Origin of the sequence: Streptomyces sp. NPDC051172 (genome assembly GCF_040682555.1) — a bacterium.
Classification (GTDB): domain Bacteria; phylum Actinomycetota; class Actinomycetes; order Streptomycetales; family Streptomycetaceae; genus Streptomyces.
In genome coordinates this window covers 21,717-37,959 of record NZ_JBFBBE010000035.1, presented here as the reverse complement: position 1 = coordinate 37,959, position 16,243 = coordinate 21,717, and the positions used below count along the sequence as shown (strand labels likewise).

14 protein-coding genes and 1 pseudogene are annotated in these 16,243 nt (G+C 70.9%); 8 read left to right on the top strand and 7 right to left on the bottom strand.

Annotated features, from left to right (window positions below; translation table 11 throughout):
- The first annotated feature begins 77 nt into the window (after window positions 1–77).
- The 6 genes from AB0N07_RS22050 (at window position 78) to AB0N07_RS22025 (ending at window position 6,139) form a co-directional block, all read left to right on the top strand.
- The gene (locus AB0N07_RS22050; RefSeq protein WP_365837504.1) at window positions 78–689 is read left to right on the top strand and encodes an RDD family protein; all 612 of its coding nucleotides are present in this window, start codon (window positions 78–80) and stop codon (window positions 687–689) included.
- Window positions 690–726: 37 nt separating this feature from the next.
- Window positions 727–1,257 (top strand): hypothetical protein, encoded by a 531-nt coding sequence (locus tag AB0N07_RS22045; RefSeq protein ID WP_365837502.1) that lies wholly within the window; start codon window positions 727–729, stop codon window positions 1,255–1,257.
- Between the two features lie 131 nt (window positions 1,258–1,388).
- Window positions 1,389–2,135: an FHA domain-containing protein gene (locus tag AB0N07_RS22040; protein ID WP_365837500.1), complete on the top strand. Its 747-nt coding sequence runs from the start codon at window positions 1,389–1,391 to the stop codon at window positions 2,133–2,135.
- On the top strand, window positions 2,132–3,697 hold the full coding sequence (locus AB0N07_RS22035) for a serine/threonine-protein kinase (RefSeq protein WP_365837498.1): 1,566 nt from the start codon (window positions 2,132–2,134) through the stop codon (window positions 3,695–3,697). Before AB0N07_RS22040 ends, AB0N07_RS22035 begins: the two co-directional genes overlap by 4 nt.
- A 98-nt stretch (window positions 3,698–3,795) precedes the next feature.
- Window positions 3,796–4,296 (top strand): hypothetical protein, encoded by a 501-nt coding sequence (locus AB0N07_RS22030; RefSeq protein ID WP_365837496.1) that lies wholly within the window; start codon window positions 3,796–3,798, stop codon window positions 4,294–4,296.
- 178 nt (window positions 4,297–4,474) lie between these two features.
- Complete coding sequence (locus AB0N07_RS22025) at window positions 4,475–6,139, top strand: serine/threonine-protein kinase (RefSeq protein ID WP_365837494.1); 1,665 nt, start codon at window positions 4,475–4,477, stop codon at window positions 6,137–6,139.
- Window positions 6,140–6,145: 6 nt separating this feature from the next.
- On the opposite strand, the gene AB0N07_RS22020 is transcribed toward AB0N07_RS22025, so the two are convergent.
- From AB0N07_RS22020 to purN, 4 genes are all read right to left on the bottom strand, one after another.
- Entirely contained in the window at window positions 6,146–6,817 is a 672-nt protein-coding gene (locus AB0N07_RS22020) for a glycoside hydrolase family 16 protein (RefSeq protein WP_365837492.1), read from the bottom strand.
- A gap of 202 nt (window positions 6,818–7,019) precedes the next feature.
- The gene (locus AB0N07_RS22015) at window positions 7,020–7,520 is read right to left on the bottom strand and encodes a hypothetical protein (protein ID WP_365837489.1); all 501 of its coding nucleotides are present in this window, start codon (window positions 7,518–7,520) and stop codon (window positions 7,020–7,022) included.
- A gap of 102 nt (window positions 7,521–7,622) precedes the next feature.
- Entirely contained in the window at window positions 7,623–9,188 is a 1,566-nt protein-coding gene (purH, locus tag AB0N07_RS22010) for a bifunctional phosphoribosylaminoimidazolecarboxamide formyltransferase/IMP cyclohydrolase (RefSeq protein ID WP_365837487.1), read from the bottom strand.
- Window positions 9,185–9,814, bottom strand: a complete 630-nt coding sequence (gene purN / locus AB0N07_RS22005) for a phosphoribosylglycinamide formyltransferase (protein ID WP_365837485.1) — start codon at window positions 9,812–9,814, stop codon at window positions 9,185–9,187. Before purN ends, purH begins: the two co-directional genes overlap by 4 nt.
- Window positions 9,815–10,131: 317 nt before the next feature.
- Here purN and AB0N07_RS22000 point away from each other — a divergent pair, with 317 nt between their 5' ends.
- Entirely contained in the window at window positions 10,132–10,893 is a 762-nt protein-coding gene (locus tag AB0N07_RS22000; RefSeq protein WP_365837483.1) for a hypothetical protein, read from the top strand.
- A gap of 27 nt (window positions 10,894–10,920) precedes the next feature.
- Here AB0N07_RS22000 and AB0N07_RS21995 read toward each other — a convergent pair whose 3' ends face one another.
- Window positions 10,921–12,714 carry a DUF6350 family protein gene (locus AB0N07_RS21995; RefSeq protein WP_365837481.1) on the bottom strand — a complete coding sequence of 598 codons (1,794 nt, stop codon included), beginning with the start codon at window positions 12,712–12,714 and terminating at the stop codon, window positions 10,921–10,923.
- 132 nt (window positions 12,715–12,846) lie between these two features.
- Here AB0N07_RS21995 and AB0N07_RS21990 point away from each other — a divergent pair.
- A pseudogene (locus AB0N07_RS21990) lies at window positions 12,847–13,644 on the top strand (sigma factor-like helix-turn-helix DNA-binding protein); the annotation flags it as partial.
- A 95-nt stretch (window positions 13,645–13,739) separates the two neighbouring features.
- On the opposite strand, the gene sucD reads toward AB0N07_RS21990, so the two are convergent.
- Both sucD and sucC read right to left on the bottom strand, forming a co-directional pair.
- Window positions 13,740–14,624, bottom strand: a complete 885-nt coding sequence (sucD, locus tag AB0N07_RS21985) for a succinate--CoA ligase subunit alpha (RefSeq protein WP_232647486.1) — start codon at window positions 14,622–14,624, stop codon at window positions 13,740–13,742.
- Between the two features lie 21 nt (window positions 14,625–14,645).
- Window positions 14,646–15,824, bottom strand: a complete 1,179-nt coding sequence (gene sucC, locus AB0N07_RS21980) for an ADP-forming succinate--CoA ligase subunit beta (RefSeq protein WP_365837478.1) — start codon at window positions 15,822–15,824, stop codon at window positions 14,646–14,648.
- Window positions 15,825–16,243: the final 419 nt, after the last annotated feature.

Sequence of the window (16,243 nt, the reverse complement as noted above, 5' to 3'; positions counted from 1 at the left end):
GGGGCAAACCGCTCACATCGTGTGATTCCTCCGTGCAATCCGCAATGTCCCCATATGCGCAACGGAGGAATCCCGCCATGAGTTACGGCGACCCGAACAACCCCTACGGCCAGCCCCAGCAGCCGCCGCCGCAGCCCGGTTACGGCTACCCCCAGCAGGGCGGCCAGCAGCCCTACGGCTACCCGCAGCAGGCCCCGCAGGGCGTGCCGCCGCAGCAGCCGGGCTACGGCTACCCGCAGGCGCCGCAGGCCCCCGCCGGCTACGGCTACCCGCAGCAGCCGGGTTACGGCGTGCAGCCGCCGTACGCGAACTGGGGCCAGCGCTTCCTGGGCACGCTGGTCGACGGGCTCGTGTTCCTGGTCCCCTACATCATCGTCATCGTCGGCGGGGTCTCCAAGACCTGGGCCGTGGCGATCATCGGCTACCTCGCCATCATCGGCCTGGCGATCTGGCAGCTGATCAAGGAGGGCCAGACCGGCCAGACGGTCGGCAAGAAGGCGGTCGGCATCCGCCTGGTGCGGGAGGCCGACGGGCAGCCCCTGGGCGTCGGCATGGCCTTCGTGCGCCGGCTCGCGCACTTCCTGGACAGCCTCGCCTGCTACCTCGGCTGGCTGTGGCCGGCCTGGGACGCCAAGCGCCAGACGTTCGCCGACAAGGTCTGCTCGTCGATCGTGATCCGTACGAACTGAGCGCTGCGTCACCCCATTTCCCGGAGGAACATCCCCCATGAGTTTCGGCGGCCCCAACAACCCCTACGGCCCGCAACAGGCCCAGCAGCCGGCCTACGGCTACCCCACGGCTCCCCCGGTGGGCCCCTACGGCGACGCTCCCGTGATGACCACGATGCCGGGCAGCGTGAGTGCGGGTCGCGTGCTGCTGTGGGTGATCGTCCCGCTGCAGCTCATCGGAGTGGCCCTGTTCGCCTTCGTCGCGGGGGTCGTTCGCAGGACGTCGAACGCCGGCGTCGAGAACGACGCCTCCTTCGAGAAGATCAAGGAGTACTCGTCCGGCGTGCTGTGGGCGCTGGTGGTGTTCGCGCTGGCCTGGGCGGTGTTCGCGGCCGTGCTGGCGCTCAAGTTCAGCGACGGCGGCAACCGTGTCCGGGTCACGGCCATCGTCTTCGGCGTCATCACCGCGATGCTCGGGATCTACCCCTTCGTCGTCGTGGGTCTCCTCCACACGGTTCTCGGCATCCTGATAGCCGTGTTCGCCGGCAACGCGAACGGAACCGCCTGGTTCAACCGCGTACGCCGGTGAACCCCCGGGCGCCACTGAACAGTTCGCGCCAATAAATCGCCAAGGGCCGTGTCTCCCCGTCCGAGGGGGACACGGCCCTGGTGCGTCGCCCTACTCTGACGTGGGTAGCCGGCAGGCACGGGAGACGCACCTTGTACAGCATCATCGTGGTACCTCCGCCGACCACGGAGAACCAGTCCACTCGCACCCAGCTCAGGCTCGCGCCCGGCGAGCGGCTGACATTCGGGCGCAGCGCCGACTGCGACGTGGAGATCCCCCACAAGGGCGTCTCCCGCAGGGCCGGTGAGATCACCGCGCAGGGCGCCTTCTGGATACTGAGCAACCTCAGCCGGGAGCAGACGTACGTCGTGGAGAACCCGGAGGGCGCCGGCGAGCACGTGAAGGTCGGCCCGGGCCGCCTCGACGCCCCCGTCCCCTTCGAGTTCTCGCGGATCGTGCTGCCCGCCGCCGGCGACCTCCTGGCCGTCGAGGTGTGGGCGCCGCGCCACGACTACCTCCACTCCGAGGGCGGCCTCGACGGCGCGACCACCGCCCCCGCCTTCTCCGTCGACCGCACCAAGCGCTACTTCGCGGTCCTCGCGGCCCTGTGCGAACCCCGTCTGCGCGGCGAACCGCACGCGCCCCTGCCCACCGTCGACCAGGTCGTCGACCGGCTGCGCCCCAACTGGCCGGCCGCGTCCCGCACTTCGGTGCAGTGGAACATCGACTACCTGGCGGTGAAGCTGCGCCTGAAGCCGGGCCCGGACGAGGCGGACACCGGCCCGCGCCTCAACGGCAAGAAGGAGTCACTGGTCTCGCTCGCACTCCGTTTCGACCTCGTCCGCGAGGACGACCTGGTGGTCCTGGCCGCCACCCCGTCCGGCCGGGTGGTCCGGTGACCGAGCCGTACGCCGTGCCGGTGCCCAAGGGATACCGGGTGGGCGTCTGGGAGGTGCGGGACCCGATCGCCACGGGCGCCTTCGGGAGCGTGTACGAGGGCCGCCGCACGGGCGACGACCTGGCGGGCACCGGCGAGGAGCTGCCCCGCACGGCTGCCCTGAAGTTCCTGCCGACCGGCACCGGAACCCCCCGCCAACTCGCCCATCTGCGCGAACTCATCGACCGCGAGGTCGAGTTGCACCGCCGTCTGAAGCAGCCGCGCCTGATCCGGATGTACGGCACCCTCACGGTCGACGACCCCGGTCGGCCGGAGTTGGACGGTGCCACCGTCCTCGTACTGGAGAAGGCGGAACGCTCCCTGTCGGCACTGCTCGCGCACTCGCCGAGACCGGAGGCCGGGCCGGCGCTGCTCGCGCAGATCTGCGAGGGCCTGGCCCAGCTGCACCGGGCGGGCTGGGTGCACGGCGACCTGAAACCGGCCAACGTGCTGCTGATGAAGGACGGTTCGGCACGGCTCGCCGACTTCAACATGGCGGCGGAGCTGGAAGGCACGCACGCGTACACCCCCGCCTTCTCGACGCCCGACTACACCCCACCCGAACTCCTGTGGTCGGAGATCGGCACCCGCGGCCGCCAGATCCGCCCCTCCGCCGACGTCTGGGCCTTCGGCGTCCTGGCGCATCTGGTGCTGACCGACTCCTTCCCCCTTCCCGGCGGCACCCCGACCGCCCGCCGCGACGCGGCCGCCGCCTACGCCCGCGGCACCGACGAGCTGCGCCTCTCGCCCGAACTCCCGGACGCCTGGCGGCAGATCGTCCGCGACTGCCTCTCCCGCACCCACGCCGACCGCGTCGGCACGGACACACTGCTGCGCCGGGTGGCGGAGGCGGCAGGCACGGACCGCCCGCCCCGCCTCCCGCGCCTCAGACGCCGGTCGGCGGTGGTCGCGAGCGCCACGGCGGCCACCGTCGCGATCGCGGCACTCGGCTACGGCATCAGCACCTGGGCGGACTCCGGCAGCAATCCGCCGACCGTCAAGAGCGCCTCCCCCACGACGAAGATCACCCCGGCCACCTACGGCTCCGCCGAACTCCGCACGGACCGTGGCATCCCGGAGGCCTACCGTCCGTTGATCGTCGACGCGGCTCACCGCTGCGACCAGGCGGACGTCACACCCGCGCTCATCGCGGCCATGCTCAAGGCGGAGAGCGACTTCGACCCGAAGCTCTCCGACCCCGGCAAGGACGAGTACGGCATCGCACGCTGGACCCCGAGGCTTCTGCGCTGGTGGATCCGGGCGGACGGCCAGCCGGTGAAGTCGATCCCCAAGCCGCCCCTCTCCGTCCCCGACTCGATCGCGGCCCTCGGCCACTACCTCTGCTACATCGAGCCGAACCTGACACCCAACCTGCCCGGTGACAAACGGGTGCTGATCGCCGCCGCGTACCGGACCTCGTACAGGCGGGTGAATGCCGCACGCGGTATTCCCTCCGAATACCGCGACTACTGCAAGCGGCTCACCCAGTACCTCAAGGAGTACACGCCACCCGGAAGCTGGTGACCCTGAGACTTCCGAGGTACCGGCCGGCGGGCGCCGACGGCACGGTGGAACCACTCCGCCACGGCGGAACGACCACCAGAGTTCATGGGGGAAACAACGTGAACATCGCCAAGCCCGCCGCGCTGCTGCTCGCGGCCACCGCCCTGCTCGCCGGCTCCACGGTCGCGGCCACCGCGGCCGACACCCCGGACGGCACCCGGGTGACCTCGACGCCGGACGGCATCCGCGTCAACAGCCTCCAGCAGACCGCCGACCTGGTGCTCGCCGGCCACCCGAAGGCCCTCAAGTCCACCGCCGACGAGGTCAAGTACGACGGCCTGACCCTGACCCGCGCCCCGAAGAGCAGGCTCGGCGCGCAGGACCTGGCCTGTGACTACGGCCACCTGTGCATGATCGTCAGGGGCACCAAGTTCGACTTCTACAAGTGCCAGACCTGGACCGTCAGCAACTGGACCGGTGACGGCCCGTTCACCAACAACCAGACGCCCGGCACGGTCGCCAGGTTCTACAACCAGGACGGCAGCGTCCGCTGGACGTCCACGGCGTACGAGGCGGGCACGGCCGGCTGGGACCCGATCTGGTCCCTGCGTCCCTGCTGACGGGCGCCACACAGCTGCGGTCTCCGGCTCCCTCGGGGGAGGGTCGGAGGCCGCGTACACGTGGGCGGGGCATGCGTCGCACAACGCGGTCCGGCGACCCGATAGTCTCTCGTCAACCGGCGGTGCCCCAGGGCACGTTGGGGTGATCGAGGTCGACAGAGAACACGTCGGGGGATCCATGTCAGACGCCGCCCTCGCAGAGACGTGTGCGAGGCTCCTGCGGCCCGCCGATCCGGTGCGTATCGGGCCGTACGTGCCGTTGGGACTGCTCGGCAGCGGTGGCATGGGGCGGGTCTATCTGGCGCGGTACGGCGACGGGACCCCCGGGCTGGCCGCGGTGAAGGTCGTCCGGCCCGAGCTCGCCGAAGACCCGCGTTTCCGGCGGCGGTTCGAGCGGGAGGCCACCGTGCACGCGCGCGTGGGCGCGCCGTACACGCCGGAGCTCTTCGGTACCGGGTTCGAGGCCGACAGCGAGTTGCTGTGGATGGCGACCGCGTACCTGCCCGGCCTCAATCTCGCGGACGCCGTGCGCGAGTGCGGGGTACTCGAACCGTCCGGGGCGTGGCGGCTCGTCGCGGATCTCGGCCGGGCACTGGGTGCGCTGGCGGCCGTCGGGATCGTCCACCGCGACTTCAAGCCGTCCAACGTGCTGCTGACCCGACAGGGCGCGCACGTCATCGACTTCGGCATCGCGCAGGCCGTGGACGCCAGCGCGATCACCACCACCGGCAGCCGGGTCGGCACCCCGGCCTTCATGTCGCCGGAGTACCTCAGGGACGGCCGCTGCGACACGGCGTCGGACGTGTTCTGTTTCGCCAGCACCGTAGTCCACGCGCTCACCGGACACGCCCCGTTCGGCGACGGCACCGGCATGGACGTCCTCCACCGCGTCGCCTCCGAGCAGCCGAACGCCGAGGTCATGGCCCGGGTCGCGGCCACCGACCCCGCCCTGGCCGCGCTCCTGACGGCATGCCTCAACAAGGACCCCGCGCTTCGGCCCGGCCCACAGGACCTCATCGACGCCGCTGCCGCACACCCACGGGCCGGCTCCTGGCAGGAGCCCCTGGGCGGCCGCCTCTTCGCTCGGCAGCAGGCGTACGACGTGCTGCGGAACAGCCCCACGGGGCGCGAGCAGGCTCAGCAGACGCCGACCCAGCGGGTCGTGTACCCGGCGGCTGGACCGGGCTGCGGGCCGCCGGTGCCTCCGTCGGCGACGCCGACCGCACCCGTCCGGCCCCGTAGAAAGCGGTACGTCGCCCTCACCGCCGTACTCGCGGTGTGCGCCGTAGCCGTGACCGCCTTCCTGCTCACCCGCCCGTCGTCCTCCGACGCCACCGCAGGCGCCGCCTCCACCGCCACCACGGCCGACGACGGCGGCGGGCCCTCGGCGCCCCCCTGGCATCCGAAGGGGAAGGGGCAGCACAAGCCGAGGGGCCAGGGGCAGGGGCAGCTGGTGGACACCGGCGCCTCCGCCGCCCCTTCCCCGTCCGGCGGCAGCACTCAAAGCGCCGGCCCCACTCCCCACCCCACCTCCAGGACACCCGGCACCCCGGCCCCCGTCCCCTCGAAGTCGACCCCCGCCCCCGCGAAACCACCGTGGCTCACCGACTGCACCTACTACTCCGGCACCGAACAGACCCAGCTCGGGGACCGCGGCCAACGCGTCGTACAGGTGCAGTGCATGCTGACCAAACGCGGCTACAGCGTGGGCGGTTCGGGCGTGGACGGCGACTTCGGCAAGGACACCGACGCGGCGGTACGAAGCTTCCAGACCGCGAAGGGACTGGAGGTCGACGGCCAGGTGGGCCCCAACACCTGGGCGGCACTGCGTAGTTCGACCTGAGGCGCCTTACGGGTGGTAGGGCGTGTAGGTGATCGAGGAGACCTTCAGATACCTCGCACCGTCTCCCGTGGCCCAGGTCGAGTCGTTGGGGTTGCCCGGCCAGTCGCCGCCCACGGCGGTGTTGACGATGAAGTGCATCCCCACACCCGCGGGAGTGGTGTACCACTTGGTGCCGGTGATGGTGCCGTCCACGGCGAAGTCGATGTGATCGGGCCACCAGGTGAACGAGTACGTGTGGTACGCGTTGGTCCAGCCCGCACCGTTCGTCTTCGAGAACTGGGTCTGGGCGTTGTTGGTGTCGTGGGAGGTCTGGTAGACGGTGTTCGCGTTCTGGCCGACGATTTCGGCGGCGTCGAACTCGGGCAGCCACGGGTTCAGGTACGCCGCCCACACCGCGGGCAGGAGGCCCTGGCCGTTGGGCATGTTCGCGGTGAAGCTGTAAGTGCCGTAGCCGTAGAGCGCCTTGGACTCCACGCGGCCCGAGTAGTACGTGCCGCCCGACTTGTAGGTCTTGATGACGAGGGTGTTGCCCTCGTACCAGACGCAGTTCGGGGTGTAGGTCTCCAGCTCGTTGTTGGCGGTCCACCGTGCGTTGATGACGTTCCACGAGTTGACGGCCTGGGGGGCTCCCCAGGACGCGGCGTGGGCTTGCGGCTGTCCCAGGAGAAGCAGGGACAAGGCCGCCAGGGCGGCCATTATGAGGCGTCCCGGCCGGAGAAGTGCAGCTGACATCGCGGCTCCATCGCTCGGATGACGTGGGGGTGTGGGAGCGGTCCCACTCCCATCATCCGGACTGTAGGAGTCCGTTCAACGTTTGACAAGATACGCGGTGCAGATCACTTCCTGGCTTCTGGACTTGAAGCCACGGCACAGGGCCCGGCTAGCCGAGCCCCGGAACGACCGGGGATGTCGAGAAGGTCAGAGTCGGGCCGTAGGAGCCGTCCTCCTCGTCGCTCACCGTGACGGTGATCTCCCGGTCGGGGTAGCGCGCGGACAGGACACCCTGCCAGCACTCGCCCAGCGCGAGCGCGAGTTGCGGGAGCTCCTCGCCGAGCCGATCGTCGTCCGTCAGGGGGGTGCTGCCGAAAACCGTCCACAACTCGACGTGGTTGACGACGGCTTCGATGCGCTGCCGGTCGCCGCCCAGGTTGGTGAACCAGTCGTCGACAGTCCCGTGGCTGAAGCGCTCCTTGAGGAACACGCCACCGCGGTACTCGACGGTCTCGGGGCAGAACAGCCACGCCGCGGCCAGGACGAAGCGCAGGCCGCCCTCGTAGTCGAGGTAGTCGCCCGGGGAGAGCTTTTCGTCCTTCCATTCGGTGCGCCAACGCCTGAAGAACGCCAGCAGTTCACGCTCGGACCACGCCGGTCTGCTGGTCACGGGTCTCCCAAGGGGCCTGCGGAAGAACGACCGCCCGTACGCGGCGGGAACCGCGTACGGGCGGAGGAAGCAGCGGCGAATGCGCCGCCCTGTGAGGACCGCTCAGTGGAAGAAGTGCCGCGTCCCCGTGAAGTACATCGTCACGCCCGCCTTCTTCGCGGCCTCGACCACCAGCTCGTCGCGGACCGAACCGCCCGGCTGGACGACCGCCTTCACGCCGGCCTCGATGAGGATCTCCAGACCGTCCGGGAAGGGGAAGAACGCGTCCGAGGCGGCGTACGAGCCCTGGGCGCGCTCGGCGCCCGCCCGCTCGACGGCGAGCTTCGCGGAGTCGACGCGGTTGACCTGGCCCATGCCGACGCCGACCGAGGCGCCGTCCTTGGCGAGCAGGATCGCGTTGGACTTGACGGCGCGGCAGGCCTTCCAGGCGAAGGACAGCTCGGCCAGTTCGTCCGCGGAGAGTGCCTCGCCCGTGGCCAGCGTCCAGTTGGCCGGGTCGTCGCCCTCGGCCTGGAGACGGTCGGTGACCTGGAGGAGCGCACCGCCGTCGATGGGCTTGATCTCGGCGGGGTGGGAGGGCGCGGCCGGGGCCTTCAGGACGCGGAGGTTCTTCTTCTTGGCGAGGGCCTCCAGCGCGCCGTCCTCGTAGTCCGGCGCGACGATGACCTCGGTGAAGATCTCGGCGACCTGCTCCGCCATCTCCTTCGAGACCGGACGGTTGACGGCGATGACACCGCCGAACGCCGACAGCGGGTCGCACGCGTGCGCCTTGCGGTGCGCCTCCGCGACGTCCGAACCGACCGCGATACCGCAGGGGTTGGCGTGCTTGATGATCGCGACGGCCGGCTCGTCGTGGTCGTACGCGGCACGGCGCGCGGCGTCCGTGTCCGTGTAGTTGTTGTACGACATCTCCTTGCCGTGCAGCTGCTCGGCCTGCGCGAGGCCGCTGCCGCTGCCGTCGACGTACAGGGCGGCGGGCTGGTGCGGGTTCTCGCCGTAGCGCAGGGTGTGCGCGCGCTCCCAGGTGGCGCCCAGGAAGTCGGGGAACTGCGACTCGTCCACGGGCGCGTAGGAGGAGGCGAACCAGGAGGCCACCGCGACGTCGTACGCCGCCGTGTGCTGGAAGGCCTCCGCCGCGAGCCGCTTGCGGGTGGCGAGGTCGAAGCCGCCGTCGCGCACGGCGCTCAGGACGTCGGCGTAGCGGGCCGGGCTGGTGACCACGGCGACCGACGGGTGGTTCTTGGCGGCCGCGCGGACCATCGACGGGCCGCCGATGTCGATCTGCTCGACGCACTCGTCGGGAGACGCCCCCGAGGCGACGGTCTCGCGGAACGGGTAGAGGTTGACCACGACCAGGTCGAACGGCTCGACGCCCAGCTCGGCCAGCTGCTCGCGGTGGCTCTCCAGACGCAGGTCGGCGAGGATGCCCGCGTGCACCCTGGGGTGCAGGGTCTTGACCCGGCCGTCCAGGCACTCGGGGAACCCGGTGAGCTCCTCGACCTTGGTGACGGGGACGCCCGCGGCGGCGATACGGCCGGCGGTGGACCCGGTGGAGACGAGCTCCACGCCCGCCTCGTGCAGGCCGCGTGCGAGGTCCTCGAGGCCGGTCTTGTCGTAGACGCTGACGAGCGCCCGGCGAAGGGGCCGCTTGTTGCTGTCGGCGGTCACTGGATAACTACCTTTCGTCCCTCAATGCGATAGCCGTTGCGGGCGAGCCGCCCCACGACATCGACGAGCAGCCTTCGCTCGACTTCCTTGATGCGCTCGTGCAGCGCACTCTCGTCGTCCTCGTCCCGGATCTCCACCACGCCCTGAGCGATGATCGGTCCGGTGTCGACGCCGTCGTCGACGAAGTGGACGGTGCAGCCGGTGACCCTGGCGCCGTACGCGAGCGCGTCGCGCACACCGTGGGCTCCGGGAAAACTGGGGAGGAGGGCCGGGTGCGTGTTCACGAACCGGCCGCCGAAGCGGGCCAGGAACTCCTTGCCCACGATCTTCATGAACCCGGCGGAGACGACCAGGTCGGGCTCGTACGAGGCGACGGCCTCAGCGAGCGCCGCGTCCCACTCCTCGCGGCTCTCGTAGTCCTTGACCCTCGTCACGAAGGTCGGCAGCCCGGCGCGCTCGGCCCGGGCGAGTCCCTCGATGCCGGCGCGGTCGGCCCCGACGGCCACGATCTCGGCGCCGTAGGCCTCGACGCCGGTCGTCTCGATGGCGTCCAGCAGCGCCTGCAGGTTGGTGCCGGATCCGGAGACCAGCACGACGAGGCGCTTGGCCACGGGCTTGGCGGCCACGGTGGGGCCCTTTCTCGGGGAAGCGGTTCCGTACAGTCGGCCGTATGTACGTTCGTACGAATGCTTCGCGCCCCGGGATACGGGGAAGTCTACGAAGCGGCCGAACGTCAGCAACGATACCGGCACTCCGGGCAGCCCCCACGGGACGGGGGCGCGGCCGGAAGGTAGCGTCTGGGAGAGCCCGGGTCGGGAACGTGGTCGTGATGCTGTGCGTTTCCGAAGTGGAAGCTCGTGCAAAGACAGCTGTACGAACGCCTGATCATTGCTTGATCAACGCCTGCTCACTGCCGTATCGCCTAGGGGAAGACGCTCACTTGATGCCGGACCGCAGCCTGCGACTGCTCACGCTCCCCCCGCAGTCGGTGGAGGGAGGGGAGCACCGCGGCGTGCTGCTGCGGGAGCGCCCCGCCTCTCCGCCCGACGCACCCTCGGACCGGAAGACCGGCGACTCCCCCGAGGACGACAACCCCTTCGCCCCGCCCCCGGAGGGCACCCCGGACCGCCCGTGGCGGCCGCGCCGCCCGGCCGAGGGGGAGAACGGCGACGGATCCGGCGGGTCCGGTTCCCCCTGGGGCAGCCAGTGGAGCGACCGCCAGCCGGGCCGCTCCCCCGGCGGTTTCGGTGAGCGCCCCGGCAGCCCGCCCCCCGGCCCCGAGGGCCAGGGCGGGAACACTCCGGGCTCCGGCATGCGCTGGGACCCGACGGACCCCTCGCAGCGCCGCGCCCGCTACGCCCTGCTGTGCGGCATGTGGGCCTTCTTCTTCGCCCTGTTCGGCTGGCCGTACGTGGCCCTGCTGCTGGGCGCCCTCGCCCTGTACTGGGGGATCAGCGCCCTGCGCGCCAGGTCCGGCGCCGAGCCCGCGGAGGACCCCGGCGGCCGGCCGCAGACCACGGCGGCGGTGACCGGCCTGGTGACGGCCACCCTGGCGATCGCGCTGGTGGCCGCGACCTTCACCGCGCAGATGGTGTACAGCGACTACTACAACTGCACCAACGACGCCCTCACGAACCAGGCGAAGCAGTCCTGCACCCAGCTGCTGCCGAAGGAACTGCGGGGGCTGCTGGGCACGAACGGCTGAGGAACGGCCGTTGCGGGCGGCCGGCGCTCACGGCCCGTCCGGCGCGTCGGGTGCATCCGGCGTCCGAGGCGGGTCGGACGCGTCCTTGAGGGCTGCCCAGCGGGACTCGCGGGTGGCGTCGCCGGGCCATGAGGCCGCCGGCCGGGACGACGGATCGGCGGGCAGGAAGTCGTACGGTCCGAACCCCGACTCCTCCTGGTCGCGCAGCGCGCCGTACGCGTCGTCCTGGTCGTAGGGGGAGGAGGACGTCCCGGCGTCCGCCGGATTCTGCGCCCCGCCGGAAGCCGACTTCTTCTTCCAGAACCGGCCCCTGCCCTTCGCCTTCTCCGCCTTCTCCGCCTTCTCCGCCTTCTCCGCCTTCTTCGACTTCTTCGACTTCTTCGACTTCTCCTGCTGGGAGTCCGCGGCCTCCGGCCTCGGCTCGACGATCTTCGCTTTCGGGTCGATGGTCTTCGGCTTCAGATCGAGGGTGTTCGACCCGGGTTCTCCCCCACGTCCCCGGCGCGTCCGGCAACGCCAGGCCCGCACACCGACCGCCGTCGGAATCGCCGCGACCGCCGTCCAAACGACCGCTGCGCCCCCCGTCTCCCACCACACCGGCCCGAACCTGGCCAGCTCCCCGATCCCGAGCCGCCCGCCCGCCATCGTCGCGAGTACGGCCATGGCGGCCCCGCACAGCAGCGCCGCCAGCAGGGCGGTGCCGGCAGTCTGCCGGGCAGCGGAGGTTCCGGCGTCGGCCGAGGGGGCTGCACCGCGCGCTTCCGCCCCGCCCACGAACCACCCCACCGCGAGTCCGGCCGCCACCGGCACCGTTCCCGCGACCCAGTTCGGCCATCCGCCGGCCCCCGCGTCCGGCACCGCGGCCAGCAGCGGAAACGGTGGCAGCAGCGGGGCCGGTGCCGAGGACAGCGGGTTCACCACATGTCCCGTGCCGAGCACGAACCCGGGCCCGAGGGCGTACGCCGCCCCCCACACCGCCGCGTTCGGCACCAGCACCAGGCACAGGAACAGCACGGCGAAACGGCCCGACCAGCCCTCCGTGAGCTGCAGGAAGGAGACCCGCGCCGTCCCTCCGTGCCACACCAGCGACACGGCCACCAGCGCCGCCCCGCCCCCGACGAGCACCGCCGCCCCGGCCCCCGCGGACCGCGCCGCAATGCCCAGGCGGGCGTGGGAGCCCGGCCCGCGGACGAAGCTCCGCAGAGCGGACGGCAGCAGCTTCAGCACACCGTCGAACGCCCGGCGCGGATGCCCGTACGCCGTCCACACCCCAGCCCCCGCCATCACCATGACGAGCACCGGCAGGCACAGCATGGCCCGCCCCCACGAGGGCCGCAGCTCTCCGCCCGAGGCGTACAGGGCCGCGGCCGCGCCGACGCCGAGGTAGCCGAGGACCACGCCCGCCCAGGCCGTACGGCCGGACAGCAGCGGCCCGTCCTCCTCGCCGCCGTACACGACGTCCCGAGCCGCCCGGTGCACCAGCAGCACCGGCACCGCGAAGAGCAGCAGCGGAGTGACCCCCACCGGGGCGGGGACACCCGAGAGCGTGTGGGCGCGGAGCAGTTCGGTGCCGTGCGCCAGCAGCCACAGTGCGGCGGCGACGTGCAGCGCACCGCCGGGCCCGCTGTCGGGGTACGGCGAACTGATCCAGAACACCATCACCAGCACGGTGATCGCCCCGAGCCCCAGCCCGGCGGCCACCGCACCGCCCGCCACGCCGGCGCCCAGCCCGGGCGATCGGTCCCGCATCCTGGCCCGGATCCGGGCACGCAGGTACGGCAACGGAGCTCGGCGGGCAGTCGTCTGGATCACGATCGCCATGCTCCCAACGACACGCGCTTTATCGCCGTAATAGGCAAACCGCCGAAGTGTCGCTCAATATACGTTTATGTACTTTTTCGTACGAAAGGGCGCCCCGTGACGTCGACCCCTGCGAGCCCGCCGGCGCTCGAGCTGACGCCCGCTCAGGCCTTCGACGCGCTGTACGCGTTCTGCGCTCCCGCCCTCGTACGGCAGACGTTCCTGCTCACCGGGCGGCGCGAGCTGGCGCGCGAGTCGGTCGAGCGGGCCTTCCAACTCGCCTGGCAGCGCTGGCCCGAGGTGGCCGTCGACCGGGATCCGGCGGGGTGGGTGCGGGCGACGGCGTACGAGTACGCGCTCTCGCCCTGGCACCGGTTCCGCCCCGGCCTGCGGCGGCGCCCCGAGCCGCCGCTCGTCGACCGGCGCGACCGCGAGCTGATGAACGTACTCATGGAACTCCCGCCGTCGTACCGCCGGGCGCTGCTGCTCTACGACGGTGTCGGCCTCGATCTGCCGGAGACCGCGGCCGAGGCGGAGGCGAGCACTCCGGCGGCGGCGCACCGGCTGCTTCACGCGCGCGAGGCGATCGCCGCACGCCTGCCGGAGCTTGCCGACCCGTCCGAGTTGAACCGCGGGCTGGTCGAACTGGCCTCCACGGAGCGGCAGCCCGCCCCAGGACCCCCGACGGTCCGCAGCCGAGGCGAACGCAGCGCCCGCTTCTGGACACGGGCCGCCATCGCCTTCACCACGGCCCTGATCGGCACGACGGCCCTGGCCCTGCGAACGGCCCCCACACACTACGAACCCCCGGTACCACCGGGCGCCGCCGTCCAAGGAGTCCCACCCCGAGTGACCCGCGGCGCCCTGTCGGCCCCCCAGGCCCAACTCCGGGCAAAGCTACGCTCGGAGACGGCACATGGCCCGGAACGGCTCGTACCGCTGCAGCAATAGCGGGCGGCACCCGCCTCAGCACGGCCGGCCACAACGCCGGTGGGCCCGCCCCCACCCCGGGGAACGGGCCCATCAGCATCCAGCCAGGAAACCGTTCAGCCGGCCAGGATCTCCCGCGCCAGCTTCGCCGTCTCGGTCGGCGTCTTGCCGACCTTGACACCGGCGGCCTCAAGGGCCTCCTTCTTGGCGGCAGCCGTACCGGACGAGCCGGAGACGATGGCACCCGCGTGACCCATGGTCTTGCCCTCGGGCGCGGTGAAGCCCGCGACGTAACCGACGACCGGCTTCGACACGTTCTCCTTGATGAACGCAGCGGCGCGCTCCTCGGCGTCGCCGCCGATCTCACCGATCATCACGATCAGGTCGGTGTCGGGGTCGGCCTCGAACGCGGCGAGCGCGTCGATGTGGGTGGTGCCGATGACCGGGTCGCCACCGATGCCGACGGCGGAGGAGAAGCCGATGTCACGCAGCTCGTACATCATCTGGTACGTCAGCGTGCCGGACTTCGAGACCAGGCCGATGCGGCCCGGCTTGGTGATGTCGCCCGGGATGATGCCGGCGTTCGACTGGCCCGGGGTGATGAGACCGGGGCAGTTCGGGCCGATGATCCGGGTCTTGTTGCCCTTGGACACGGCGTACGCGTAGAACGCGGCCGAGTCGTGGACCGCGATGCCCTCGGTGATGACGACCGCGAGCGGAATCTCGGCGTCGATCGCCTCGACGACGGCGGCCTTGGCGAAGGCCGGCGGTACGAAGAGGACGGATACGTTCGCGCCCGTCTTCTCGATCGCCTCGGCGACGGTGCCGAAGACCGGGATCTCCGTGCCGTCGACGTCAACGGTCGTGCCCGCCTTGCGCGGGTTCACGCCACCGACGATGTTCGTGCCGTCGGCGAGCATGAGCTTGGTGTGCTTCATGCCCGTGGAGCCGGTCATGCCCTGGACGATGACCTTGGAGTCCTTGTTGAGGAAGATAGCCATGGCTGTTCTGTCCCTCGTCCCTTACTTCGCAGCCGCGAGCTCGGCGGCCTTGTCGGCCGCGCCGTCCATGGTGTCCACGCGCTGGACCAGCGGGTGGTTGGCGTCGGTGAGGATCTGACGACCCAGCTCGGCGTTGTTGCCGTCCAGACGCACGACCAGCGGCTTGGTGACGTCCTCGCCGCGGTCCTCCAGGAGCTTCAGCGCCTGGACGATGCCGTTGGCGACCTCGTCGCACGCGGTGATGCCGCCGAAGACGTTGACGAAGACGGACTTGACGTCCGGGTCGCCGAGGATGATCTCCAGGCCGTTCGCCATGACCTGCGCGGAGGCGCCGCCGCCGATGTCGAGGAAGTTGGCGGGCTTCACGCCGCCGTGGTTCTCACCGGCGTACGCGACGACGTCCAGGGTGCTCATGACGAGACCCGCGCCGTTGCCGATGATGCCGACCTCGCCGTCGAGCTTGACGTAGTTGAGGTTCTTCTCCTTGGCGGCGGCCTCGAGCGGGTTGGCCGCGTCCTTGTCCTGGAGGGCCTCATGCTCCGGCTGACGGAACTCGGCGTTCTCGTCCAGCGAGACCTTGCCGTCCAGGGCGATGACGTCACCGGAGGCGACCTTGGCGAGGGGGTTGACCTCGACCAGGAGGGCGTCCTCCTTGATGAAGGTGTCCCACAGCTTGACGAGGACGTTCACGACCTTGTCGGCGACCTCGGCCGGGAACTTGGCGGCCGCGACGATCTCGCGGGCCTTCTCCTCGGTCACACCCTCGTTGGCGTCGATCGGCGTCTTGGCGACGGCCTCGGGGCGGGTCTCCGCCACCTCCTCGATCTCCATGCCGCCCTCGACGGACGCGATGGAGAGGAAGGTGCGGTTGGCACGGTCGAGGAGGTAGGAGACGTAGTACTCCTCCACGATCTCCGGGGCCGTCTCGGCGATCATCACCTTGTGGACCGTGTGGCCCTTGATGTCCATGCCGAGGATGTTGGTCGCGTGCTCGACCGCCTCGTCCGGGGTGGCGGCGAGCTTCACGCCACCGGCCTTGCCACGGCCGCCGACCTTCACCTGGGCCTTGACGACAGACTTGCCACCGAGGCGCTCGGTGGCTGCGCGGGCCGCCTCAGGCGTGTCGATGACTTCACCGGCCAGCACCGGTACATCGTGCTTGGCGAAGAGGTCCCTCGCCTGGTACTCGAACAGGTCCACGCGCTTCCGTCCCTATCAGTGATCTCGCGGTTCGTTGGATGCGTGGGCGTGCCGCGAAGGGCAACGTGACGTCCGCTAGTCACAGGGGAGGCGCACACGGTGTCCGAGCGCGCGGCATGTCCGTCTCGCAGGTTATCGCTGCTTGCGGAGGGCCTCTAAATCGAGGGTCACACCTGAGCGGTGATACCTGTCACATGATGCCGCGCTCACTGGCACGGCGTGCCGGATGTGAGGGGCGGGCCCGGTTCACAAGGGCGTGTGGGACACGTACGGGGAAGGGCCTCACCGGGCTGGGGTTGACCCGGTGAGGCCCCATCTACAGCCCCGAAGGGGGGCTCGGAGCAGTTGATCCCCACCCCAATGGGGATCACCTGACTCCACCCGCGGGGTTCGGGCCGGCCGGTCCGACGGCTTTCGGC

What these genes read in the sequence shown, in the direction of transcription:
- sucD (WP_232647486.1), bottom strand. Translation starts at nt 14,624, where the DNA reads ATGGCTATCTTCCTCAACAAGGACTCCAAGGTCATCGTCCAGGGCATG.
- AB0N07_RS22050 (WP_365837504.1), top strand. Translation starts at nt 78, where the DNA reads ATGAGTTACGGCGACCCGAACAACCCCTACGGCCAGCCCCAGCAGCCG.
- AB0N07_RS22000 (WP_365837483.1), top strand. Translation starts at nt 10,132, where the DNA reads ATGCCGGACCGCAGCCTGCGACTGCTCACGCTCCCCCCGCAGTCGGTG.
- AB0N07_RS22025 (WP_365837494.1), top strand. Translation starts at nt 4,475, where the DNA reads ATGTCAGACGCCGCCCTCGCAGAGACGTGTGCGAGGCTCCTGCGGCCC.
- AB0N07_RS21995 (WP_365837481.1), bottom strand. Translation starts at nt 12,714, where the DNA reads ATGGCGATCGTGATCCAGACGACTGCCCGCCGAGCTCCGTTGCCGTAC.
- AB0N07_RS22045 (WP_365837502.1), top strand. Translation starts at nt 727, where the DNA reads ATGAGTTTCGGCGGCCCCAACAACCCCTACGGCCCGCAACAGGCCCAG.